The sequence below is a fragment of the Clostridium sp. K04 genome (genome assembly GCF_019734375.1).
Lineage (GTDB): Bacteria > Bacillota > Clostridia > Clostridiales > Clostridiaceae > Clostridium > Clostridium saudiense.
The window spans coordinates 1-26,092 of sequence record NZ_JAASHD010000044.1 but is presented as its reverse complement, the minus strand read 5'-3'; the positions used below and the strand labels follow the sequence as shown (position 1 = coordinate 26,092).

Sequence of the window (26,092 nt, the reverse complement as noted above, 5' to 3'; positions counted from 1 at the left end):
TCTTGGATACAAGACACCGTTAGAAGCATTTAACGAAGAACAAGCTAAGTGTTGCACTTAGCTTGACAATTCGTCATTTAAAAAAAAGTGTAATGACGATAAAGCTGTGTATGATTCCTTTTGCATGAGGACATATAAATGATTTTATGCAGTACAGAAACACTTAGTTTATATAGTAAATTTTATAGGGGTTTATAAGAAGATAATTTTTAGGTATGCATTATAAAAGGATTAGGGGGGAAAGGTATGGATAGTATAATTATGAATTATATTGAAGAAAAATTAACTGATAATTTGAAGAAAGATTTTGTAGTTGCAGCAATACACTTTATAGTTGATGAAGAATTATGTAGTGAAGAAGATATTAAAAAAATAGAAAATAGAAAAAAAGATAAAAGAGATGAAAAAGTCGATGATTGCTTAAAGCTTTCAGCTATTTATGGATATATTGTTTATAGAGCAGTTACATCAGGAAAGTTAGATGAAGAAACTGATATGAAGTGTTGTAAGATATTAATGGAATTAAGTAGAACGGTAAGTAATTATATAACTGCAGAAATAGAAGGAAAAGAATTAGTGGATTATTTTAAAGAATTTACTTCAAAATTAAGAATAAGTAATGAGTGTAATAAATTTGTTCTAAATAAAATTAATAATATGGAAGAATGTGATATTCAGTGGGAAGCAACTCATGAGAAGTAATAATTTAAAAGAATGTAATATTAATTTAGAAGCTAGTTATGAACTTTAAAGATTAAGATATAAAAAAAGCCCGAAAATATCAAGAAATAAGATTTTTTGGGCTTTATATTATATTTAAAATTAATTATTTACCTTCAAAAGATGATTCATCAAATTTAATAAAAAAGCCTTGTGGATGAGCGCATACAGGACATTTAGCAGGAGCTACTTGACCTTCATAAATAAATCCGCAATTTGTACACATCCAAGCTGATGTTGCAGTATCTTTAAATAATGATCCGTTTTCAAGTCTATCTGCATATTTCTTAAATCTTTTACTGTGAACATTTTCTACAGAAGCAACATTACTAAATAATATTGCTATATCAGGGAAACCTTCATCTTTAGCTATTCTAGAAAATTCAGGATAAACATTTACCCCTTCGTTATTTTCATCACGTTCTGCTAATCTTAATAATTTTAAAGTACTAGTTTCAACTTCAACAGGATAAGAAGCAGTAATTTCTATTTCTTGTCCGGAGAATTCTTTTAATTTATCCATAAATTGTTTGGCATGAGCAATTTCTTGATTAGCAGTATAAAGGAATAAATCTTGTAAGATAGAATAGCCTTCCTTTTTAGCAGCAGAAGCAGCAAATGTATATCTATTTCTTGCTTGGCTTTCACCAGCAAAAGCTTTAAGTAAATTTTCTTTTGTCTTACTTGAATTAAAATCAGTCATTATAAATTACCATCCTTTCATCTCGTTTATTTTATATTCTATGCAATTTACCAAATTTTATTCAATAGGGCAATATTCTTTAAAAACTCAAAAAAATTTCAGAAAATAACCTAATTAATTTACCTCAAATTTCCAATAGTGTATTGAAAGCTATTATGGAAGAGTGATAAAATATGTAGATAGAGATAGGGGTTGATAAAATATGAATTGTTCAAAACATCATGATAGAGAAGCAAAAGGAATGTGTGTCAGATGTAATAGGCTTATTTGTGAAGAGTGTGCAGTAAAAATTAATAATAAATATTATTGCAAAGAGTGTGTTTCTGAAATGTATTCAACAGATAATGAAAATGATAATACTTATAATAATAATTCAAATAATATGAATTATACTAATGATAGTAATTTAGGTAATAATATAAATGAAATAAATAACCCAAATAATAATCAAGAACAATTAGATTTAGGGAAAGTCAATTCATATACAAATGTGAATGTAAGCGATAGTTTATATAGGAATTCAAATAATAATTCACAAGAAAATTTATATTCAAATTATCAAACTAATCAATATGGAAATACAGGTGTTAAAATAGATAGAAAGTATAAAGAAGCAAGTTATGTTTTATCAATAATAGCAATTGCACTTTTGATTCCTAAGGTGGTTTTGGCTATTGGTGGTTTTGCAGATTGCTTTGAAAATATGTATCTTTCAATAAGGTATGATGAAGGGGTTAGAGCATTATTTTTCTTTATAAATTCTTTATTAACATTAATTGAACCATTAATAATTATTGCATTAGCAGCATTATCATTTAAGAACTTTATGAAATTGAAAAAGGTTGTTAGGATTATAGCCCCAATAGCTGTAGTTGCGATATTTACATTATTAATATTTATTACTGGAAATATTGCATTAAGATTTATATACATTAGTCCATTTATAAGCATGTTATCTTACATTATTCCTGTTGCTTTAATTGTAATAGCAAATTGTTTAGATAAGGAATAAGTTTAATTAAATACAAGATTATTAAGCAAGTTGATGTTAAGATTAAAATCAATCTTTTGAATAGAGTTTTAATCTTAACATTTTTATTTGTAAAAGGTTTTATTAGTATACTTAATAATGTAAAATAGGATTAATGAAATAAATTAAGGAGATAAATTCAATATAGGAGGTAAGGATATTGAGTAAGATAAAGGTTTTAAGCGTATTTGGAACGAGGCCTGAAGCAATAAAAATGTGTCCATTAGTTAAAACGTTAGAAAAGGATGAAAGAATAGAATCAATAGTATGTGCAACAGGTCAGCATAGAGAAATGTTAGATGCAGTTTTAGAAATATTTAATGTAAAGCCACAATACGACTTAAATGTAATGTCACATGGACAAACAATTGTAGATGTTTCAAATAAGGTTTTAACTGGAGTAGATAAGGTAATTAAAGAATGTAATCCAGATATAGTATTAGTTCATGGAGATACTTCAACTACATTAAATGGAGCATTAGCAGCTTTTTATAATCAAAAACCAATTGGGCATGTAGAAGCAGGGCTTAGAACTGGAGATATATATTCACCATTTCCAGAAGAAGCAAATAGGAAGCTTACTGGAGCAATTGCAACATTACATTTCGCTGCAACAAAGAGTAATAAGGAAAATTTAGAAAGAGAAAATATACATAATAATATATATATAACAGGTAACACTGTAATTGATGCACTTTTAAGTGTAGTAGATGAAAATCATAAGTTTGAAGATGAAAGTTTAAATAAGATAGATTTTGAAAATAAGAAATTAATTTTATTAACTGCGCATAGAAGAGAAAATTGGGGAGAACCAATGAAGGGAATCTTTGCAGCGGTTAGAGAAATGGTTGCTAGAAATGAAGATGTTAATGTTATATTCCCTATGCATAAAAATCCACTAATAAGGGAACTTGCAACTGAAGGGTTCAGAGGAATTGAAGATAAAGTACATTTAATTGAACCTTTAGAGTATGTTGATTTTGCTAATTTAATGGCTAAATGTTATCTTATAATGACTGATTCAGGAGGAATTCAAGAGGAAGCTCCTGCACTGGGTAAACCAGTTATGGTTTTAAGAACTGAAACTGAAAGACCAGAAGCTATTGAGGCTGGCACAGTTAAATTAGCTGGTATAAATAAGGATGATATTTTTAATATAGCAAATGAACTTATTAATGATAAAGAAGCTTATGAAAAAATGGCACATGCAGCTAATCCATATGGAGATGGAAAAGCTTGTGAAAGAATAGTAAATAATATAATTGAATATTTTAAGTAACAAAATCCTCCTAAGGGTAATACTGAAGTATTACTTATTTAGGAGGATTTTTATATGCAATTATTAAGAAAAACAGTAGAATATTACGATAGAAATACAAAAATAAGAAAAGAATAAAAAATATGTAATATAATAACAATAGAGTAGTAATAAATTTATAGTAATTAATTTTAATAATTAAGTATTATAATTGATTACTATAAATTATAAGAATTAAATATAAAATTAAATTTTAATAGATTCGATGAGATATATTCTGTAGTTGGGCATCTTAGGATATATGGAGTAAGTGATGCAACCGGCTATATTTTAAAAGATTATTTTATAATTTTTTATTATTTAGCCTTTTTTTTGTATAAAGGAGTGAGAATATTGAAGGGAAAGCATAGGTTAAGATCTAAAAGTGATGGTAAACATGAAAAATTTAAAAGTAAAAAAAGAAATAGATTGCTATCTATATTTATTATATTAATTATAATTACGTTTTTTATTCCTACTGCAGCTATTAATGCTCAAAAATTTTCAACTATGAACAGTGTGGAAAGTAACGAAGAGATAAATGTAAAATCAAAAGGTCAGGAAGAAAGTATAAGTATTCCTGTAACTATAAGAGATTATAAAGCAGATGGTTTTTTCTTTGAACCAGAAGGGGTATTTTCTTGGGTAGAAGAAGAAGGAAAACGAGCAATATGGATTAGAAAGAACTTCTTTTCAGATCAATATTCGGGAAGTACGAGTGATTTATCAGAGGAAGGTAAACCAATCTTCGATAATGAATGGGTTATAGGAAATATTGCAAATGAATTAATGAGACAAAAATCCGAAAAGTGGGGAAATGGAGATTTGGATCCAAGTGGATATCATAAGAATTCAGAAAAAATAGCATCTAATAACAATTATTATAATGGTGAAAGAAAGCTTACAGCAGATATATTTGATATAGCATTTAATAAAATTAATAGTCTTGGAGATTATAGTGATGCAAAAAGTTGGTATGAAAGAACAAAAAATCGTACTTACCAAGAAATTGAAGATAGTAATGAAATTAATACTGCATATAGGTATGTTTATTATTATTTAAATAATTTATTTAATGATTTACATTATATCACTTCTGATAATAATCCATACTCTCATTTTGGTGATAATAAAACTATAAATAATAAAAAAATAACTTTAAATTTAAGTGATAATGGAAGTTATGTTTATGATAGTTCTATAAGTGGAGAAGAGGGTCCAACTAAAAAGGGATATTTCCCTATAAATGGTGAGGGTTTTGGTAATGAAATGAATTATTATTTGAATGAAAATGAAAGTGAAAATAATGTTCATTATATAGGAAATCTTAATTATCATTTCACAATGGAAGGAAAAACTAAGTTTATTTTAGGGGATGAAGTTCCAACATTTGAATTTAATGGGCAAACAAGGCGAGGATGGTTTTTTAGCTTTTCTGGAGATGATGATGTTTGGATATATTTAAATGGGAAAAAGGTTATTGATTTATCAGGAATTCATGGAGCAGAAGACTCATACTTTATGATAACTCCTGATACAAGTGATAGCAATAAGTTAATAGTTACAACTGCAGCAGGATATGAAAATGGAGAAAATCCAAGTGTTTATGATATAAGTCGTAATGGAGTTAATGAGTTTAGTTTCTTTTATATGGAAAGGCATACAGGCGAATCAAATTTAAAAATAGAAACTAATATTAAGTTTAAAAATATAGATTTTATTAAAACTCCATATGTAATAGAAAATGATGAAGAAAAGGAATTGACATCTAATAGTGTTGTTAATGAAGGTGATAGTATATTTTATAAATTTAATATAAAAAATATTACAAATAATGATATTGAAGACATTGTATTAGTTGATGAAAAGCTTAATTTAAAAATAGATAAAAAAGGGATATATGATTTAAATGGAAATAAATATGAAGATGCGGATATACAAGTTATAAAGAACGGTATTGTTACTGATTTGAGTGGATTATCTGAATTAAAAATAGGAGAAAGTTTAGAAATAAAAAGTAATAATATTTTTACTACTATTGATATAAGTGATGATGAAAAAAATATAGCTCAAATACAAAATACAGCTAAAATTCAATGGGAAATTAGTGAGATAGATTTAAGAGAAGAAGCAGAAGCTAGCTGTGATGTTGTAGTACAGGTTAGGAAAATAAACTATGATTTTAATGTGTCTAAGGAAGTATATAAGATAAATGATAATTTTGTTGATAATAGTAAACCTTTAGCTTTAGTTCCTGAAGATAAAGTTCAATTTAAAATAGTTGTAAAAAACAATTCTAAAATAGAAGGAACTGATACAAGTGCTAGTATAACGCATTTAAGCATTTATGATAAATTATATACTTTGGATAGTGGAAATAGTGAAATGAATATTAAAGATAATTGGAATTTTACTTATATAGATAGTGAAGGAAATAGTGGAACTTTAAATCAGGACGATTTCGGTATTGCAGCAGGCGGATATATAGATATATATGCTCAATGGCAAGTTTCAGTTAATGATGCTAATGCAATTCTCAATAATATTAATAATGAAGCAATTAATAAGGTAACAATATTACATCCTAAGTTAGGAGATAGGAGTGCAGAGGTAGCAATAAATATTAGGCCAGCTAGTTTAATTATTGAAAAGAATGTAGTTAATATTGAAAATGACAATAAGAAGTTTACGATTACTACAACTGGTTATGATAATTCTAAGTATGTTATAGAGGCTATAGAAGGTATTGAATATAAATTAGATAATTTAAAATATCAAGAGTATGAAATTACAGAAATAGTACCTATGAATTATGTTTTAAATAGTATTACTATAGAAAATAAAGTTTTAAATGATGGAAAAATAAACTTAGATGGTACAAACAATAATTTAAAGATAATTTTACAAAATGAAAAAGTAAATGAAAACTATTTTTATGATGAATCTAATATTGAGAATAAATTTAATTTTGCTCCCAAATTAAATTAAAATATGAGGAGAATCTAATGAGTAATAGAAATAAATTATTAATTTTACTTTTCCTTTTAGTGATAATAGTGATGTTAAGAGGGACAATGGCTGTATTCACATCGAAGGATATAGTGGTAAATGAATTTGATACAGGAAGTATAAATATAGAAATAGATGAAGGAAGCTTTGAAAACATATTTGATTGGAAAGGAAATTTAACTACAAAAAGCGTTTCTATAAAAAATAATGGGAAAAGTGATTGTTTAGTTAGAGTTGCAGTTATTCCAAGATGGAGTAATATGGATGGAAGTAATTTTATTGGAGACACAAGTATGATTCAATTAAATTTTTCTAATTATCTTGTAAGTACCTTAGTAGAATCAAAGGGATTAGATAATTATTGGATTTATGGTGATGATGGCTATTTCTATTATATGAATAAGCTTTCCTCAGGAGAAAGTACTAGTGAATTGCTAAGTTCCGTAAAGATTAAAGATGGTTTTAAATTACCGGATGAATATAAAGATAAAATCTTGATAGTTGATATAAAAACAGAAGCTGTGCAGGCAACTTGCTATGATGCTGATAGAGATGGGATTTTAGAGTACCAGTTTAAAAGTAGTTGGATTAATTTAAGTGAAAAGATATATGAAATACTTAAAGGAATTGTTGATAACAAAAAGTTAAAGAGGTGAGAGAGGTAGTGAAGAGGTTAATAAATATATTAGGAAATATTTTATTTTATGCAATATTGCTAAGCTTTATAGTAGTTATAGCAAATATATTTAGTTCTAAAAAGATAGGACAACTTCCAAGTTTATTAGGATATAAATTTCTTAATGTATTAACAGGGAGTATGAGCCCCACCTTTGATGAAGGTAGCTTAATAATTATTAAGGAAACAGAGGAAGAAGAGATTAAAGTAGGGGATATCATAACTTATAATTTTGATGGAAGTAATAGTATTACTACTCATAGAGTTGTTGAAGTTATGGATACGGATGAGGGTAAGGTATTTGTAACTAGAGGTGATGCTAATAATGTAAATGATCCTAGTGAAGTAAAGTATAGAAATGTTGAGGGTGTTGTTAAAAAATCTATACCGAGAATTGGAGAATACCTCCAATTTATAGGTGAAAATTTAATAGTGGTTTTAGGAGCATTACTGTCTACAATCATTATTGTTTTGGTAATTAATAAATTTATATTTGTAAAAAAGAAAACTATCAGTAGCAATAAATTAGAAAGAAAATTGAATACAAAACTTTAAAGTGCTGATAGTTTATTTTAAATATTATACATAAAATGAACAATTAAGAGGAGGGGATTAGAATGAATAAGAAAAAAATTATAACATTATTAGTAGCGGGAATATTAACAGTGGGAATTGTTGGAGGTACTTTTGCATGGTTCACATCAAATGATAGTGTAACAAATAAATTTAGCACAGCATCAACTAAAGAACCAACTAATCCAGATGCAGGAATAGAAATAGAAGAAGAGTTTAAAGATGAAGATGGAGACGGTAAATATGATGATGATGTATTTCCAGGAATGACAATGGATAAAGAGGTTACTGTTAATAGTACAGCTAATTATGAACAATTTTTAAGAGTTAAAATAACTAAAGTATGGAAAGTTGGAGATAAGGAAGTTAAATATTACAAAGAAAAAGATGATGGAAGGATAGAATATTATAGTGAGAGTGAGTATGAAGATGGTGCAAAGGAGTTGGATTATGGGAAAATTAAATTAAATCTAAATAATGTTAGTGATTCAAAGGGGAATACCTGGACAGATATAAAATCAGATGGATATTATTACTACAATCAAATATTAGAGCCTGAAGCAACAACAGAAGCTTTATTAAAAAGTGTAACATTTGTTCAAGGAGAGAATGATAACTACTATAAGGGATTAAATTTTGAAGTAATAGTTCAAGCAGAAGGAATTCAAACAACAGGTGTAACTAATGAAACAGAATCGTGGGAATGTTTACCGCAGTATGTTTATCAATAATAATGTATATAAAATAAGGGGTGATTAAATATTCAAAAGTTAATAATAATATTAATAACTACTATTTCACTCTTATTAATAATTAATCCAAATATATATGCAGATTCACTTAAAAAAAGTGCATATATACAATTAATAGGAGATGCTAATGGAATAGTATTTCTAGAAGATTCAGAACACTTCTTAGTAGAAGAAAATATGATGCCAGGAGATTCTATTCAAGGGGAAATAAAATTAGTTAATAAATATGATCACCCTTATGAAATATATCTTAGAGCAGAGAGAATAACACCAGAAGAAGAGTTTGATTTATTAAAAAAACTTACTATTAAAATAAACCACCAAGATAAAGAAATATATAATGGAAGAACAGAAGCAACAAATGGTCTTGAAGAGAATATTAAAATATGTACATTAAATCCAGGGGAAACTAAAAATATAGAGGCTGTTGTTACTTTAGATGGTTCAACTGTAGGAAATGAGTATAAAAATAAAACAGTAGAAGTAAGATGGGTATTTACAGCAATTAATATACAAGAAAATATTAAATTAGAAGATATAAATAATAATGAAATTAAGGAAGAAATAACAGTAGAAAAACACCTACCACAAACAGGATATAATAATGTATATATTCAAATTATAATATCGTTAATTTTTATAATAATAGGTCTGAAAAATATTAATAAAAGAAATATAACTAAACATTAGTATTTAGAGATAATAAGGAAAAATTAAATTTAAAAATAGCTAGAAATAGATTTATATCTACTAGCTATTTTTAAATTTAGCAAAAAAATATATAATTAATAAATTAATTTATAAAAAATTACTATTATTTTTGTGATATGTTATACTTGAACATAAAAAGAAAATAATGTAAAGTTAAATGTACAAGAAAAAATTTACTTTTAGAATTAGAACTAGGGGATAAGAGTGTGTTTAATTTAGGTAAGGAAGAAGTAGTGAAAAAGAATAATCAAATAATAGTATTACTTATATTAGCTTCATTATTAGTTATTGGCTTTTTTGTTTACTTATTTATAGATTATGAAGTTGGATATGAATATATAGTGGGGCAAGGTTTTATAGCACCTACACATGATATTGTTACTTGTATATTTTTAAACATAATGGCCTATTTAGGGTGCTTAATTTATTACATAGGAAATGAAAAAGATGAGTATTTTATTATTTCATTGATATATTTAAATTTATTAATAGGTATAATATATGAAAGAATATTTGGAATTGAAAATTGGGGAATAATTAATACAATTTTAAGAGCGCTAATATTAATATCAATTTTATATATAAATCGTATAAAAAGCCTTATTGCAAGTGGTAAAAAAATAATAGTATCAAATTTAGTTATAGGATTTACCATTATTAATATTTCTATAGAAAGATATCTAATAAATAGATATAGAGCTATGGGATATATGAATTTAATAATAATTACAATTATTCTATCAGTTATTATTAGTTTCATAGCAATTATAATTTTAGCTAGAAATGCTATTAAGAACTTAGATGTAGTATATTCTTATGTGCTTACAAGCATTTCATTATTAGTTAGTAGAAAGTTTATTATTATATATGAAATATTTAATTTTCAAACAGAAAATGATTTTGGAATACTTAAGCTATACATGGGTTTAACTAAGTTTTCATTTTTATTTATAGTATGTGGAGTTTTTATGCAAGTTCTTTTGAAAACAAAAGAAAATGTACAATTAAGCTTTGAGTTGAAAATATTTTATAAATTAGCAGAGTTTAATTATAGTGAACAAATAGCACTATTTGATAGCAATGGAGAGTTATGTTATGCAAATAAAAAGTTTAGGGAATCAATAAGTAAATCACAGGATGAACTAAAGCAGTATGAGGATATAAGAAGAAGTTTACATGAAGGTGGATATAGTACCTTAGGATTGATTAATCTTTTAAATGAAAACACTGATATAAAGAAGGTTTTAGAAGTAGAAAATATTGATAGAGTTTTTGAAGTTTATGGTCAAAAAATATATACACCTAATAATAAGATTTATTATGCTTTTAAATTTAATGATATAACTGAAGAGTATCGTAAAAATCAAGAAATTAAAAATAATGAAAAAATATTATCGGATATAATAGATGATATACAAGAGATGATAATAGCTCTTGATAAGGATGGAAATATTATATTTTTAAATCTAACAGCTAAAAAGTACATTGGAGATATTGATTTTAAACAAAAGAAAATAAATTATGCTAGTTTAGTAAGTAATCCTGATCAAAGAGAAAATTTTGAAGCAAAAATAAATGAAAAAATAAGATATTCTATAAGTATAGATGAAGGAAAAACTATAGAAATTGAATCTATAACTTTAAAGATAAAGGATAAAGAAATATCTAAAGTGGACAAGATAATTTTAGCAAGAAATCCGGGTGAAAGTAATAAATATAATAACCTACTTTTAGAATATGATAAATTTAAAGAACATGAAAGAATAAAAAATAATTTCATTATAAATTTATATCATGAATTTATAACACCTATAAATGTTATTTTTTCAGTAATTCAATTATTAGAGAATGTAGATATTTCTGATAAAGATCAATTAGTAAGCATATATAGTAAATATAAAAAGCCTGTAAAGGTAAATTGTTTGAGGATATATAGGACTATTAATAATATAATTGACACATTAAGACTAGATTATGAAAATATTGAGATGAATTTTAAAAATATAAATATAGTTGAATTAGTAGAAGAAATTGTAACCTATATTGCAAAGTATTCAAATAATATTAATATAATATTTGATACAGAATTTGAGGAAAAGATAGTAAGTTGCGATCCAAGTAAAATAGTTAAAGTAATTACTAATATATTAGCTAATGCTATTAAATTTAGCTCCAATAATAGTGAAATACATATTAATATTAAATGTGAAGATTCTATGATAATTATTGAATGTATTGATAATGGAATAGGTATAAGTGAAGAGATGATTGAAAATATATTTGAACCATTTTTACAAGTTGATAATTCCTTGAGAAGAAAAAATGAAGGTAGTGGAATGGGATTAAGTATTGCTAAAAAGCTAATAGAGCTACATAATGGAAGTATTTCTGTTGAAAGTAAATTAGGGATAGGGAGTACCTTTAGAATAATTTTACCGGATAATTGTTTAGAAAGTTCACATGATAATATTAGTAAAATTTACGAAGTGAACAGTAAAGAAATAGATGCAGAATTATCCGATATATATAATTTGTATTAATTTAAACACCATCTTAAAATGTTAATAATTTTAAGATGGTGTTTCTTTATTATAAGTTGTGAAAAGTAATAAGAAAAAGTAGGAGAAAAATAAACAAATAGTAAATGAATAATTAACAAATTGCTAATTATATAAAAGTTATATTTTTAAATTTATAAAAAATAAAAATTGAATTATAAATTTAATTTAATTCAAAAAACAATTACAAAAATGAACGTAAAGAGTTTAAAAAACGAAAAAAATAGAGTAAAATATAAAAAGATAAGTACTAAGTAAGGCAATTATCTATATTTGGCGAAAAAAGGAGAGGTGTAAATGAAAAAGATAGTATCGTGTACTATTGCAACTGCTTTAGCTACTACAAATTTAACTACTGTATCTGCAGATACTATAAAATCTGTAACAAAAATAGATGATTCTATTAATGCTAATATTAATGAAGAAGCTAATAGCTCAGTAGATGTTACCATAGAAGATATAGAGAAAATTGAAGGTTCATCTGAGGAAGGAATGGTAACAGAAAATAATAATGATTCGACAGATTTAGGAGATGAAGTTGTAGAAACAGAAGGTACTGAAAAGGAAACAACTTCTAATAATGAAGCTGATGAAATGATGAATGAAGGTATATTAAATTCAGAACAATCTTCAGAATTAAATTCAGAGGCTAGCGAAGTAGATAGCAAAGAGAGTGAGCAACAAGAACTTTCAAAATCTAATGATTCTACATATTTACAATCAGCTAAAAGATATGGGAAATTAGAATTTGATATGAATTTTGCAATGCCAATATCAAATACAGATTCTATGAAGCTTAAAATAAGTAAAGAGAATCAAGAGATTGGAGTAATAACTGATTTATCTGTTGAAGAAGGAACTTTCAGCAATGGTGCAACTTATAAAATTGAAACGTTAAATTCAAAGAAGTTACCGTTAGAAAGTGGAGATAATGATATTTACTTCTTACATATAACAATAGAAAAATTAGAACTTGGAACATATAGTGCAGAAATTACTGCTGAAAGTTATGTAGATACTACGGTTGAAAATATAGAAATAATGGATTTCTCAAAGAGAGTTATTTTAGGAAATAGTAGTAATGAAGCTTTAAAATATAATGGAGTATTTTTAGCTGGTGATGTAAATGGTGATGGAAAAATCGATATGGGTGACTATGAACTTATATTTGAAAATATCGGATCATCATATAACTCAAAATATGATGTAAATAAAGACGGAAAAATTGACATTGCTGATTTAACTTATGTTAATGAAAATATTGGATTAAGCCAAGGTCAAGTAGTAATTGAAAATACTGATGCAATCCTTGATGTTAATAATGTTAACGTAGATGAAAGTAAATTTAAGTTAGAATTTGGAGATAACTTAAAAGATATATTCTTAGATAATGAGAAATCAATAGGAATTGCGAAAAATGATGGACAGGCTCCTAGTAAAGAATCACCATTAGTTATTGATATTGATTTATCAAGTGCTATGAGGAAAAATGGATTAGCTAGAACTGGAAATGGCAATGAAGCTGTAGAAATGGAGAAAATAGTATTAAAGGCTCCTGAAAACTCTATTAATGCAAATGCGGGAATGCCAGAGGCAGGAAGTATAACTTATACTGATGAAAATGGTGTTCAACAAACAATTGAATTTAATAGCAATTCAAGTGATGTTTCAACAGCATCAGTATATTCAAGAAGCGTGGATGGGGATATAGTTATTGATTTAGGAACTCAAGTTGCTGTTAAACAGATTTCTATAAATGTAACAGCAAATAGAGGAAATAAAAATATTTCTGAAATAGCAAAAATTGAGTTTTTAAATAATGTATATAAGGAAGTTCCAGCTCCAAATATGAACATTCCTACAATAAAAACTTTAGAAACATCAACAAAATTACATGATGAAAGAATAACAATATCATGGGAAGCGCAACCAAATGTAACATCATATGAAGTAATGTATCAAAAACTTGATGCTAATGGAAAAGTTGTTAGTACAAAGAAGCTTCAAACAAACGAAACAAATATAAATATATTAGATAAGGATATTAAGCCTTACGACTTATATAGAGTAAGTATTCAATCATTAAATGGTGAATGGAGCAGTGGTTACTTAAGTGAAGATGATGTACCATCAGCTTTTGATGGAAAGGCAGATAACGTAGATGCTGACTTTAATCCAATTGATAGTTACTACAATGGTGATAAGGGAAGTGTATCAGAAATACAAGTTGTTCCATTAAATTCACCAGAGCCACCAAGAAACTTAACAACAGAGCAAGGATATAAGTCATTTACAGTAAGCTGGGAAGAGCATTCTGAAGCAAGAGACTTTGATATTTACTATAGAAAAATTGGTGATGAAAATAAAAATTGGATAAAAGCAAATGATAATAATAAAGAAGTTGCTGAAGGTAGCCAAGATATTACTAATCCAGATAAGAGTAAATTAGTAAGAAGTCATAGCTATACAGTTAATGGGCTTGAAGATAATGTTTCTTATGAAGTAAGACTTACAGCAACTAACCATTTAGGTACAAGTGAAATGTCTAAGACATATATAGCAAGTACAACATCAGTTAATCCACCAGTAATGCAAGAGTACAAGCTTATAAATAGACCAACAGATGAAAATGAAATTGGTACTACACATATCATTGATGTACGTAATAAGCTAGATGCTGATGGATGGGCAACTCAAGATGATTACTTACATTATGACTCTGAATATGCATTAGTTGATGGAGACTTTACTACTGAATGGAAGGTTGATAACTGGGATACAGGAGCTAGTTATGGAGCTGATAGAGGTTCAGAGATTACATTTGATGATACTTATACAATAGGCTCAATAGGAATTGGACAAACTTTAGAAAAAGGAAATTATATGGGCTTATATAAAGTTAAGGTTACTTATTGGGATGAAAATGGTGATAAACAAGTAGTTTATACAGAATCAATAACTGAAAAGTCTTCTAATGGACATAATTATTATATTGTAAAATTACAAGAACCAATAACTACAAATAAAATAAAGGTAGATACATCTGGATATGGTGGAAGTATACAAAGAATATCAGAGCTTAAATTCTATGAGTATGATAGCTTAGCAGATGATATAAAAGATTTATATGAAGATGATTTAAGATTAGTTCTTAAAGATACAGTAACTCAAGATATGTTAGATGAGTTAGCAGAGAGATTAAATACTCCAGATCCTATTTGTGGTGAATATCATCCAGAAAAGTCTGTTTTAGAAAAGGAATTAGATATTGCACAAAAGTTATTTAATGATAAGGAAGTTTCAGAAAAAATAACAACTCTTGATGCTAGTATCAGAACTGATAATGAAGGACCATCTTTAGGAATGGAAAATAGTTATCAATCATTAGGAAGTGTTGCAAGACCTTCAGTTGATGATGATGGAACAGCTAAGCAAATAGCTGTATATATGGGTTCATCTGATCCTAATACAAAGGTTGATATAGTATTCTTACAAAATTATGGACAACCAGGAGAATATATAAGTAAGGTTTATACAATATCACCTGGTAGAACTGAAATAACTATTCCAACAATTATTTCTGCCGATGTAGAAAAGGGTGGTCAAGTTATGGCTAGAGTTACTCAAGGTTCTACAACTGCAAATGTACAAATACGTTTAAGTGGAGTTACAGAAATTCCTCATTTAAATGTTAATAATTTAATAAATGATGATTCTAAGGAAAGTGAAGTTAAAGATAAGATTAGAACTTACATATCAGAATTAAGAACATATATGTCTGATATTAAGACACTTTACCCAACTCAAGTTAGTGATAAGGATAAGATAAATAATATATATCTTTATGATGAACAAACATCACCTTTAAATACAACAGATATTGAAGGAGATAGATTTACTCTTACATTACCTGCATCAGAAATACTAAGAGGTATAGAAAGTGGGTTAGAAGGTGATACAGAAGCTCAAGTAAATAGAGTTTATGATGCACTTTTAGCTTGGGAGCAAGAAGTACAAGTTGGTTTTGCTAAGAAAGGTGTATTTGAAGAAGTTCAAGACTTTAATGGAAATGGTCAAATTGATGAAGAAGACCAAGCATATTTCAAAAAGCATAGAGCACCACTTACAAGATTAAATATTAAGTATCAAAGAATGATGATGGGAGCAGCGGCTTATGCATCAAGTCACCATATAGGTGTTGGATTTGGTTCAGCACAATATATTCAAGGTGTTCCTTATAAATTTGATGATGCTGGAAATGTTATAAATGCAAGTGAAGCACACCTTTATGGAGGTTTAATAGGCCATGAAATGGGTCACTGTATGGATATTGGAGATAGACTTTATCCAGAAACAAGTAATAACTTAATGACTGCAATAACTGGAACTATGTTAGATGAAGATAGTCCATATGCATCAGCAATGAAAGATTTATATAAGAAGGTAACTTCAAATACTATAGGATTATCTACTGATAGAACTGTTGTAGTAAACATGCTATGGCAACCATACCTAGCATATGAAGATGACAGTACTTATAAGATGTTATTTACAGATAATGATGCAGATTTAAGTAATGATTCATTCTATGCAAAATTAAATAGAGCATATAGAGAAATGACAGAAGAAGAAAGAGCTGATGGAGATAGAGATCAATGGTTAATAAGAATGACTTCAAAAGTTGCAGAAAAAGATTTAACTGATTTCTATGAAGCTCATGGAATAGTGGCAAATGCTACAACTTTAAAATATGTATCTCAATTCCCTAAAGAAACTAGAAAGATTCAATATATAAATGATGAAGCTAGAAGAAGAAGAATGGAAGGAACTGCAGATATGGAAGCAGGAACTACACTTTCAGCTAGTTTTAGCGTTGATTCTAAGGGAAATCAAATTGTAAGTGGTTCTTATGTAAATGATAAAAATGTTACTATTAATTTATCTGTAGATAAGAGCAATGATAATATCTTAGGATATGAAATTTATAGAAATGGTAAACCTTGTGGATTTATTGAAAGAGATAAGGCTTCTGCAGATACAGTTTATACTGATGTTGTTGATAATATGAATAACAGAGTAGTAACTTATTCAGCAGTTGCATATGATTATAATTTAAATCCTACAAATACAGTTGAATTAGGAACTGTTAAGGTTAGACATGATGGTGGAGTTGCTAAGTCTAGTACGATTTTAACTACAAATACTATAAGTGTTGATGAAGGGCATAACGATATTCATTCATGTAATGAAAATGAAGATTTAAAACTTGCATTAGATGATGACAATACTACTGCTTACGAAGGTAGAATGTTAACTAAGGATGAGTTTAATAGTTCAGTTCATTTAACTGAAATGAATCCAAATAACGATCCATATGTAGTATTAGATACAACTGAAATGAAAACTTTAGTTGGTATTAAGTATACTGCACCAGTACAAACTTCAGGATTCATATTTAAGAAACAATCTGTAGTAAGTACAGCTCTTAATAAATATAAAATTGAAGTAAGTAAAGATGGTTCTAATTGGACAACTGTTAAGGAAGGAACATTAGATTTAACAGCAGATAATCCTACAGCTACAATTTACTTTGATAAAGAAGGGGTTACTGGAGGAAATCAATTAAATTCATATAATGCAAGATATGTTAAGGTTACAGCTCTTGGAACTAAGAGTATTTCGGCAGCAGAATTAGAAGTATTAACTCCTCCAGGAGATAATATTGAAATAGGTGTATCTGATGACAATATTAATTACAAAAATGGTATTGGAATATTAAAGGATAAATTTGTTTATCAAGTTGACAACCCTGATACTGCTGAAAATGAAGAAAAATCAATACCAGCAGGTTCAATAGTTATAACTGGGGAATATAGAGGAAATCCTGCATTCAATGTGCCTTTAGTATTAAATCAAAATGAAGAGCATATTGCAGATAAGTATAATGGAATACTTATGGCTGAAATTCCTGATAATGGAGATTTAGAAGAAATATCAGAAGGTAACTGGATTTATTGGGTTGAACCACAAGATGCAGCAAATTTCATGACTGATAACACTGAGATTTTTGCAGAATTATATAGAACAGATAGTGCTGATGCCTTAACTGGTGGTCAAAGACTTGTAAGTGATACATTTAAAATTGCAGTACCAGATAAATTACCAGAAATAGTATTATCTTCAGGTACTACTACAACAAGAAGCAAATCAAATGTTAAGACTTTTGAAATTAAGGAAAATGTAATTGAAAAAATTACTGAAACAAGATAAAGCTTAGCAAGCTTAGAGAGTGACAAGTTTTAAGTGGCAAGTCACAAGGTTAGCAAGTGACAAGTTATGGTTTAAATTCAGCTTAGCTGAATTTGAAAAAGTGTATTTGGAAGAAACTCCGCAAGGAGTTTCTACTTAAACCACTAACTATTAGCTACTAACTCAAAACTAAAGTAATGGGGGGATAAAATGAAACCAGATAATTTTGAAAAAAAATCTGTTAGAAAAGCTAACAATAATAAATATAATAAAAGAATTGTAAGTTTAATTGCATTATCTGCAGTTGTTGTAAGTACATGTGCAGTGACAAAAAATATTTCAGCAGATAATAAAGAAAAGAGTAGCAATGTCTCTGTTGAATTGAATGTTGAAAAGTTAGAAAGAGATAAAGTGAAGATAGAATTAGAAAACTTTACTCCTGTAATAAAATCATTACAATTAAGCTTAAAGATTGATGGTAATGCAAAGTTTAGAGAAGACAGCATTAAATGGCTTGTAGAATCATATGCAGATGAAAGTTCAAGTGATTTAAAAACTCATGTAAAAATGGGTAATGATAAAAAATCTATGGAGATATTCATAGTTTCAAGTGAACCTTTAGTTAAAAATGGTGGAACAATAGAAATTTGTGAAATAAATGTTGAAAAAGATTCAGTAGGAAAATCAGCATATAGTATTGAAGCTAATGTTAATGCTGAAGGGGAATCTTATAGCTATGTAATTAACGATACAAATAGACAAGTTAGTGGAATTGATATGGCTAACTTAAGTGAAGAAAAATTAACTATAAATTCACTACCAGTAATAAGCTTAAAAAATTCTCCTGCAATAGCTGATGGAAGTATAATAGTATCTAAAGGTGACACTTTTGATGCAAAAAGTTATATTGAAGTTAATGATGAAGAAGATGGAGAAATTTCAGTTGATGAGGTTACTGTAACTGGTAAAGTTGATACTAAGAAGGTTGGTACATATAGTATTAAATATTCAGTTAATGATAGTGAAGGTGATGAGGTAACTTTAGTACAAACTGTTATGGTTGAAGAGGTCAATGCTAATAATGCAACTCCTCCAACAATTACTATTAACAATAATGGACAAGGAGATGGAAAATTAGTTGTTACTGAAGGTAAGGTAGGAAATTTACTTGATTTAATAACTGCAGTTGACTATTTAGGAAGAACTATTAATGTTAATATAGAAGGAAATTATGACTTAAATGTAGCTGGAGAGTACAAGATTACATTAGTAGCTACTGATAGATTAGGAAATGAATCTAGAAAAGATATTGTATTAACTGTTGAGAAGGCACCAGTAGTTCCAGATCAACCAGATCAACCGACTCAACCGGATCAACCAGATCAACCGACTCAACCGGATCAACCAGATCAACCGACTCAACCGGATCAACCAGAACAGCCAGGTCAACCAGATGGATCAGGATCAGCAAATAATAATGAAAATAATGGTACAAATAATAGTACAGATAATAATGGTACAAATAACAATACAACAAGTAATAATATAACAAATACTGATAGTGAGAAGAAAAATGAACTTCCTAAGACAGGGCAAGGAGTATTCTATGGAGTAATAGTAGCTATAGCAGCTGCTATTATAGGAAGTGGAATATACTTAGTTACAAAAAAGAAAAAGAAATAAATAGTTTTAAGTGATTTAAATAGCTCTTTAGGATGCAGCATAATGTTGCATCCTAGAGGGCTACTTATTTTTATAACAAGGTAAATAATATAAGGAGTAATAAACTGAACTATTTGAATAATATGGAGTTTTAACTGGAAATTAACCTCATGTTAACCAATTTAATCAAAATAATGGTTATTATATTTTAAGTAGGGAAAAACTAAAATCGTTAAATTATTAAATTGTTAAAAGTATGAGGGAGGAAATTAACAATGCATAGGTTTAAAAAAATAGGGGTAATAGCATCATTAGTGGCAACTATGACTTTTAGTATGGTAGCTTGTTCTAGCAATAATTCAGAAGGTGGAAATGCAGCAATAGACACAGTAGTAGCTAGTAATGAAGCATCACAAGAAACATCTACGGCAAAGTATATATTTATGTTTATTGGGGATGGAATGTCTTATCCACAAGTAAATGGTGCACAAATATATAACGGAACAGTTGATAATGAGGATTCAGTTGAATTAACAAGATTAGGATTTACTGAATTCCCAGTTACAGGCTCAGCATCAACTCAAGACTCAACATCCTTTGCACCAGACTCAGCTTCAACAGCTACATCAATAGCTTCAGGAGTTAAAACACATAGTGGAGTTATAGGGTTAGAAGCTGATAAAACTACAGAAGTAACAACAATAGCTGAACAATTAAAAGAAAAGGGATATAAGGTTGGGATAGTTTCAACAGTTACATTAAACCATGCTACTCCAGCAGCGTTTTATGCTAATGTAGAATCGAGAAATAGTTATTATGATATAGCACTTCAAATGGCAGATAGTGATTTTGATTACTTTGCAGGTGGGGAATTGGGGCAACCTACAGGTAAAGATAAAGATCAAAGAGATATTTATGAAATATTAGAGGAAAAGGGATATACAGTAACTAGAGATAAAGATGAAATATTATCTCTTGACAACGAAAGTGGAAAGGTGTATGCAATTAATCCAGAGTTAGTTGGTGGAGCTATGGAATATAGCATTGACATGGATGAAGATTCGTTAAAATTAAGTGATTTAGTTAGCACTGGAATAAATGTTTTAGATAATGAAGAAGGGTTCTTTATGATGGTTGAATCAGGTAAGGTTGACTGGGCCGGGCATGCTAATGATGCTATGAGTAATATTCAAGATGTAGTAGCATTTGATGAAGCAATTTCAGAAGCTGTTAAGTTTTACAATGAACATCCAGATGAAACTTTAATTATCGTTACGGGTGACCATGAAACAGGGGGTATGACTTTAGGTCAAGCAACAACTGGCTATGATACTGCTTTTGATTTACTTTCAAATCAAAAAATGTCTTATGAGGCTTTTGATGAAGTGTTAAAAACTTACTTAGAAGCTAATCCAAATGCATCTTTTGATGATACTTTTTCTTTAGTTACAGAAAACTTTGGATTACTTAAAGAAGGGGCAGATGATAATCTTTTAGTTTTAACTGAATATGAACTTAATAAAGTAAAAGCTGCTTACGAAGAGACATTAAAACCAGCAGAGGAAAGAGCTACTGGTGAAGAAGCTACTATATTATATGGTGGATATGAGCCATTAACAGTAACTTTAACTCACATATTAAATAATAAGGCTGGTATTGGATGGACATCTTATTCACATACAGGATTGCCAGTTCCAGTTTATGCAATAGGTGCAGGAGCTGAAGAATTTAATGGATTCTATGATAATAATTTCTTTTTGCAAACTTAGTGGATCATTATAGGTTACATTTAGAAGTTTTATTAATAGGATTTTTTGTTGTATTGCTTATTACATTTTCAGGTAGTACAGGGGTTAGAACTATAATATCATTTGCATTTACATTGATATGTATATTAAAGGTATTTGTTCCAATGCTCCTTAAAGGATATCATCCCATATATTTAGCATTAATTATAGGTGTTGTGATATCTACAGTAACTCTTATATTAGTAGGAGGATTTACTAAAAAAGCTTATAGTGCAATCTTTGGGTCAATAGCATCATCACTTATAACTTGTGTACTTGCTATTTTCTTTGGTATTAATATTCATGGATCAATATTGCAGTGGTCAGAATCTCTTATTTATTCTGGATATCAAAATTTAAATTTAACTTTAATATATCAAGCTGGTATTTATTTATTTATTTATCATGTTCAGGAGCTATACTTGATTTAGCAATTGATATATCAGCAGCCGTAGAAGAGGTAGTTGATAAAAAACCTGATATATCTAGGAAGGAAATATTATTATCAGGCCTTAATGTAGGTAGGTCAGTTGTTGGCTCTCAAACTACAACTTTACTTTTAGCTTATATGGGGAGTTTTATTGGAGTAATGATGGTTTATATGGCACAAGGGACTCCGCTTATGAGTATATTAAATACAAAATTTATTTCATCTGAAATAGTACAAACATTTGTAGGATGTATAGGTCTTGTTATAGTATCACCTTTAACATCTCTAATCTGTAGTATAATTTATACAAAAAAACATAAGCTTTAAAATTTAGACCCAAATGGTGAAGAAGTTTGACTATTTGGGTCTAAATTTATTGTAATATATAGTTTTCAATATTCATTTAACAATAATTATATAAATATTACAATAAATTGTACTGTTTACATTATTGTTTATTGTTATAATTTAAATTTTATTTATTTTATAGAAAAATGATAAAAATAAATAAAATATGTCAAAAAATAAGGAAAAAATATGATATAATTATTATAAATTTATGTAGAAAGTTAAGTTGGGGTATTTAATGGTAAAGAGAATAGTAAACGTAATTATAAACGGTTTATCAAGAAGTGTAAGTTATAGTCAAGAGCAAAGGGAGCATATTGAATATAGTTTGACTGTAATAACTTATGAATTAATAAAGCTTATTTTGATAGTTTTAATTTTATATATGTTAGGACTTTTAAAAGAAGGACTAGCTGTATTATTAGCAATAATAATAACTAAACCATTTATTGGTGGATATCATGAAGATAGTCAGATAAAATGTTTTTTTGCAACAATGACAATAGTATGTGGCTTGATTATATTAGGAAGAAGTATTGAATTAAATATGGTATCTATTATTATATTGAATATATTTAGTATATTTTGTATATATCATAGAGCTCCAGTAATTAATGAAAAAATGCCATTAACAAAAGAAAAGCTTATAAGAAGAAATCGGAAAATAGGTTTAGTTAATGTATCTTTATTGGCAATGCTATCAATTATTAGTTATAAAAGTACAGTATATGGTGAGCTTATATGTCTTACTAATGTTGTACAAACGATGCTAATGTTTAATAAATATAAAAGAAAGGAGTGATTATAATGAAAAGAATAGTAGCAAGTTGTTTATTATTTGTATCTACATTATTAGTAAATTCAGGGACAGCATCAATATTAACTATAGGTGTGGAAGAAATGCCAGATTCTATAAAAAAATTAAGGTAGGTTTTGACAGAAGTGATTATCAATATAGCAGACTCAATTAGTAGTTTATTACAAAGTATGGCTTTAATTTATATTTCAAATTATTGTACTAAAAAAATATATCAAAAAAGTTCAAAAGATTTAATAGCAATGGTAGTAATTTTATGGGCTATAGTTGAAATTACAACTGGACTTGTAGGAAATTCGAGTTTAGGAACAATATTCATACATTTAGTAATGTTAATTTCACTGATAATAATATTTAAAAAGGACCCATTAGGAGCAATGATAGGGTTTGGGATAGTATATATATCTATAGCAATAAATTTAATAATATGTTCTAATATTTATTTAGGATATTTACAATACATATTTTTAGATAAATATCCCGAATTAGGTATGATAATATTTATGTATCTACCACAATATATAATGGCTATTTTAATGTTATATAATAAGAATTTCATAAAGAAAATTTATAAGGTAATAAGAAGTAGGAATATATCAATAATAGCAATAGTTATTGTAACTATAGTTATGGATTTTTTAGTATCGTTTAGTGCGATAGTGCATGATAGAGATAATCCATTATTTAAAGAGTTTGTATTTATAAGTTTTTCTATCTTTATTGTTCTACTTACTTTATACTTCTTTAATATAGAAAAGAAAGCAAAAGAAATATTAAATGTAAACTTTGCTTTAGAAGAAATGAATAACGAATTAAAAAAAGTTAAACATGATTATGGAGCACAGATATCATATTTATATGGACTACACTTAATGGGACAACATGAAAGATTAGGGTCTGCTTTAAAAGATATAATCAATAACAATAGTAATGTAGCATCAGAAATTGAAATAATAAATGGTTCTGATTCTGTTATGGCGGCTATTGTTAATGGGATAGAACATAAAGGAATAAATATTATATTAGATGATCAAATTGATTTTGAAGATATTTGTATTTCAGAAGTAGAGTTTCAAAGAGTAATTTCTAATATATTAAGAAATGCTGTTAATGTAATGAATGGAACTGGAGTAATACAAATTAAGTCATATTATAATATGAATCATATAATTGTAAAAATAAAAAATAATGGCCCAAAGATAAAAGAAGATATAATAGATAAGATATTTGATGTTGGTTTTTCAACAAAAGAGAATAGCAAAAAAGAAAATGGATTTGGACTTTCAATTGTAAAAGAAATTATTGAAGGGGCTAATGGAACTATAGGTGTATCAAGTGATGATGATTTTACCGAATTCACTATAAATATACCTAAACTTTAGACGAGCATATTTTAATACATATTGCCATTAATTCAAGGTTTTAATATTGACTTTACTTAATTATTGGCATTCAAAAAATGTTCTAAATAAAAGTATAAATTAATTATTAAATAATGAGGACTCTCATAACTAATTTTTATATGTTATGGGAGTCCTTAAATTTTAAAAGCTTGAGATTTATTTAAATTAAAAGCAGCATCAAATTAAAAAACAACAAGTATACTTTAATCATCAACAAAACATTTAGAAGAAGTGGATTTAATTAAATAGGGATAATTGGACTTTTTAAGCTGTAAGCATTTATACGATAAAGTTTATTTTTATGATTTATGGCAATAATCAAAATAAATGAATTTATAAGAGGAGTTAAACACATGAAGAGAGTGATTAAAAGAGTAACTAAAGTGTTTACTGTTAGTTTTTTATTAATAAATACATTTATATTGCCGGTAAATAGTGAAAATGTTGATTTATTTAAAGTAAAGCTTGAAGAAATAGGAATTCCAGAAGAGTATTCAAAAAATATTAGTGATCACATAGAAAACTTAGATATTAGTGCTGAAGAGTTTCAAGCAATAATGAATAATAGTAGTGAAGTGTTTTCTAGGATTGAAGAAGGTCAAGAAATAAGTGATTTTTCTTTATCAGACCTTGTTGGAATATATAGTGAAGCATTAAGAGTTGCAAATGATTTAGATATTGAAGTTAAGATTGATTCAAATAATAAGGAAGTAGAGATTAAGGATAAAGAAAATGATGAGATATTACTAAAATGCCATATTGAAGATGTAAAAAAATATTATGAGAATTATAAAAAATCACCACTCACAGATGAAGAGTATGATGATTTATTGAAGTATATAGATAGTAGTGATGATAGTATATCAAATAATAATGAAGATTCATCAGTTTCAGAAAAAAAAGATACAAATGAAAATAGTATAAATAATGATATGAATGAAGATGATACAAATATAGATAAAGTTGAAGTAAGTGATGCTAGTAATACTATAGTAAATGATTCTGAAAGTAATAGTTCGATTAATAAAGCTGATACGATTAGTCAGAAGAATAGATATAGAGTATTAAGTATTATTTATTTGGTTTTATTGTTATGTGTGCTTTTATCAATAGTGAGTAGTAAGTTATTTAAAGAGAAAGATGAAAAATGGCAATAAATAGGATATAGCCTTTTTAGGCAAAGAATGAATTTAAATATTATAACGAAAAGTGTTAAAAACATAAACTCGCAGGTTTAATATTTTTAACACTTTTTATTAACATAAATAAATATAATTTTAAATTAGTCTAGAGACTGTAGATAATTTTGTGTAATATAGTTTCTTATAAATCAAATATTACTGGAAATTTTGATTTCCAGTAATATT

General features: G+C 27.5%; 19 protein-coding genes and 1 riboswitch. Of the genes, 18 read left to right on the top strand and 1 reads right to left on the bottom strand.

Features of this window, described 5'->3' with window-relative positions:
- Positions 1–246: 246 nt before the first annotated feature.
- A complete protein-coding gene (locus HCG70_RS14945) occupies positions 247–702 on the top strand; it encodes a hypothetical protein (protein ID WP_221697929.1) in 456 nt (151 codons plus the stop codon).
- 124 nt (positions 703–826) lie between these two features.
- On the opposite strand, the gene rbr is transcribed toward HCG70_RS14945, so the two are convergent.
- Positions 827–1,423 (bottom strand): rubrerythrin, encoded by a 597-nt coding sequence (rbr, locus tag HCG70_RS14940; RefSeq protein WP_042401121.1) that lies wholly within the window; start codon positions 1,421–1,423, stop codon positions 827–829.
- A 202-nt stretch (positions 1,424–1,625) separates the two neighbouring features.
- Here rbr and HCG70_RS14935 point away from each other — a divergent pair, with 202 nt between their 5' ends.
- From HCG70_RS14935 to HCG70_RS14865, 17 genes are all read left to right on the top strand, one after another.
- On the top strand, positions 1,626–2,435 hold the full coding sequence (locus HCG70_RS14935) for a B-box zinc finger protein (RefSeq protein ID WP_042401126.1): 810 nt from the start codon (positions 1,626–1,628) through the stop codon (positions 2,433–2,435).
- Between the two features lie 178 nt (positions 2,436–2,613).
- The gene (gene wecB / locus HCG70_RS14930) at positions 2,614–3,732 is read left to right on the top strand and encodes a non-hydrolyzing UDP-N-acetylglucosamine 2-epimerase (RefSeq protein WP_195952620.1); all 1,119 of its coding nucleotides are present in this window, start codon (positions 2,614–2,616) and stop codon (positions 3,730–3,732) included.
- A gap of 228 nt (positions 3,733–3,960) precedes the next feature.
- Positions 3,961–4,043: riboswitch (cyclic di-GMP riboswitch) on the top strand.
- 61 nt (positions 4,044–4,104) lie between these two features.
- The gene (locus HCG70_RS14925; protein ID WP_221697928.1) at positions 4,105–6,738 is read left to right on the top strand and encodes a fibro-slime domain-containing protein; all 2,634 of its coding nucleotides are present in this window, start codon (positions 4,105–4,107) and stop codon (positions 6,736–6,738) included.
- Between the two features lie 17 nt (positions 6,739–6,755).
- A complete protein-coding gene (locus tag HCG70_RS14920) occupies positions 6,756–7,415 on the top strand; it encodes a BsaA family SipW-dependent biofilm matrix protein (protein ID WP_221697927.1) in 660 nt (219 codons plus the stop codon).
- A gap of 8 nt (positions 7,416–7,423) precedes the next feature.
- Positions 7,424–7,990: a signal peptidase I gene (locus tag HCG70_RS14915; protein ID WP_221697926.1), complete on the top strand. Its 567-nt coding sequence runs from the start codon at positions 7,424–7,426 to the stop codon at positions 7,988–7,990.
- 62 nt (positions 7,991–8,052) lie between these two features.
- Positions 8,053–8,739 carry a BsaA family SipW-dependent biofilm matrix protein gene (locus HCG70_RS14910; protein ID WP_221697925.1) on the top strand — a complete coding sequence of 229 codons (687 nt, stop codon included), beginning with the start codon at positions 8,053–8,055 and terminating at the stop codon, positions 8,737–8,739.
- Between the two features lie 198 nt (positions 8,740–8,937).
- Positions 8,938–9,450 (top strand): hypothetical protein, encoded by a 513-nt coding sequence (locus HCG70_RS14905; protein WP_221697924.1) that lies wholly within the window; start codon positions 8,938–8,940, stop codon positions 9,448–9,450.
- Between the two features lie 227 nt (positions 9,451–9,677).
- A complete protein-coding gene (locus tag HCG70_RS17715) occupies positions 9,678–12,011 on the top strand; it encodes a PAS domain-containing sensor histidine kinase (RefSeq protein WP_221697923.1) in 2,334 nt (777 codons plus the stop codon).
- Between the two features lie 315 nt (positions 12,012–12,326).
- A complete protein-coding gene (locus HCG70_RS14895) occupies positions 12,327–18,299 on the top strand; it encodes a fibronectin type III domain-containing protein (RefSeq protein ID WP_221697922.1) in 5,973 nt (1,990 codons plus the stop codon).
- Positions 18,300–18,488: 189 nt separating this feature from the next.
- A complete protein-coding gene (locus tag HCG70_RS17710; RefSeq protein ID WP_221697921.1) occupies positions 18,489–19,961 on the top strand; it encodes an immunoglobulin-like domain-containing protein in 1,473 nt (490 codons plus the stop codon).
- A gap of 254 nt (positions 19,962–20,215) precedes the next feature.
- A complete protein-coding gene (locus HCG70_RS14885; RefSeq protein ID WP_221697920.1) occupies positions 20,216–21,709 on the top strand; it encodes an alkaline phosphatase in 1,494 nt (497 codons plus the stop codon).
- A 53-nt stretch (positions 21,710–21,762) separates the two neighbouring features.
- Positions 21,763–22,158 (top strand): YibE/F family protein, encoded by a 396-nt coding sequence (locus HCG70_RS17540; protein WP_260457836.1) that lies wholly within the window; start codon positions 21,763–21,765, stop codon positions 22,156–22,158.
- Complete coding sequence (locus tag HCG70_RS17535; protein WP_311776474.1) at positions 22,047–22,484, top strand: YibE/F family protein; 438 nt, start codon at positions 22,047–22,049, stop codon at positions 22,482–22,484. Before HCG70_RS17540 ends, HCG70_RS17535 begins: the two co-directional genes overlap by 112 nt.
- Positions 22,485–22,743: 259 nt before the next feature.
- Positions 22,744–23,307 (top strand): accessory gene regulator ArgB-like protein, encoded by a 564-nt coding sequence (locus HCG70_RS14875; protein WP_042403020.1) that lies wholly within the window; start codon positions 22,744–22,746, stop codon positions 23,305–23,307.
- Positions 23,308–23,312: 5 nt separating this feature from the next.
- On the top strand, positions 23,313–23,435 hold the full coding sequence (locus tag HCG70_RS17530) for a hypothetical protein (RefSeq protein WP_260457835.1): 123 nt from the start codon (positions 23,313–23,315) through the stop codon (positions 23,433–23,435).
- 12 nt (positions 23,436–23,447) lie between these two features.
- Positions 23,448–24,704 carry an ATP-binding protein gene (locus HCG70_RS14870; protein ID WP_311776473.1) on the top strand — a complete coding sequence of 419 codons (1,257 nt, stop codon included), beginning with the start codon at positions 23,448–23,450 and terminating at the stop codon, positions 24,702–24,704.
- A 374-nt stretch (positions 24,705–25,078) separates the two neighbouring features.
- Entirely contained in the window at positions 25,079–25,882 is an 804-nt protein-coding gene (locus HCG70_RS14865; RefSeq protein WP_042403023.1) for a hypothetical protein, read from the top strand.
- Positions 25,883–26,092 lie beyond the last annotated feature (210 nt).

Bases quoted from the DNA above. Each gene is read 5' to 3' on its own strand.
- HCG70_RS14945 (WP_221697929.1), top strand. From the start codon at position 247: ATGGATAGTATAATTATGAATTATATTGAAGAAAAATTAACTGATAAT.
- rbr (WP_042401121.1), bottom strand. From the start codon at position 1,423: ATGACTGATTTTAATTCAAGTAAGACAAAAGAAAATTTACTTAAAGCT.
- HCG70_RS14935 (WP_042401126.1), top strand. From the start codon at position 1,626: ATGAATTGTTCAAAACATCATGATAGAGAAGCAAAAGGAATGTGTGTC.
- HCG70_RS14920 (WP_221697927.1), top strand. From the start codon at position 6,756: ATGAGTAATAGAAATAAATTATTAATTTTACTTTTCCTTTTAGTGATA.
- HCG70_RS14910 (WP_221697925.1), top strand. From the start codon at position 8,053: ATGAATAAGAAAAAAATTATAACATTATTAGTAGCGGGAATATTAACA.
- HCG70_RS14905 (WP_221697924.1), top strand. From the start codon at position 8,938: ATGATGCCAGGAGATTCTATTCAAGGGGAAATAAAATTAGTTAATAAA.
- HCG70_RS14895 (WP_221697922.1), top strand. From the start codon at position 12,327: ATGAAAAAGATAGTATCGTGTACTATTGCAACTGCTTTAGCTACTACA.
- HCG70_RS17710 (WP_221697921.1), top strand. From the start codon at position 18,489: ATGAAACCAGATAATTTTGAAAAAAAATCTGTTAGAAAAGCTAACAAT.
- HCG70_RS14885 (WP_221697920.1), top strand. From the start codon at position 20,216: ATGCATAGGTTTAAAAAAATAGGGGTAATAGCATCATTAGTGGCAACT.
- HCG70_RS14875 (WP_042403020.1), top strand. From the start codon at position 22,744: ATGGTAAAGAGAATAGTAAACGTAATTATAAACGGTTTATCAAGAAGT.
- HCG70_RS17530 (WP_260457835.1), top strand. From the start codon at position 23,313: ATGAAAAGAATAGTAGCAAGTTGTTTATTATTTGTATCTACATTATTA.
- HCG70_RS14865 (WP_042403023.1), top strand. From the start codon at position 25,079: ATGAAGAGAGTGATTAAAAGAGTAACTAAAGTGTTTACTGTTAGTTTT.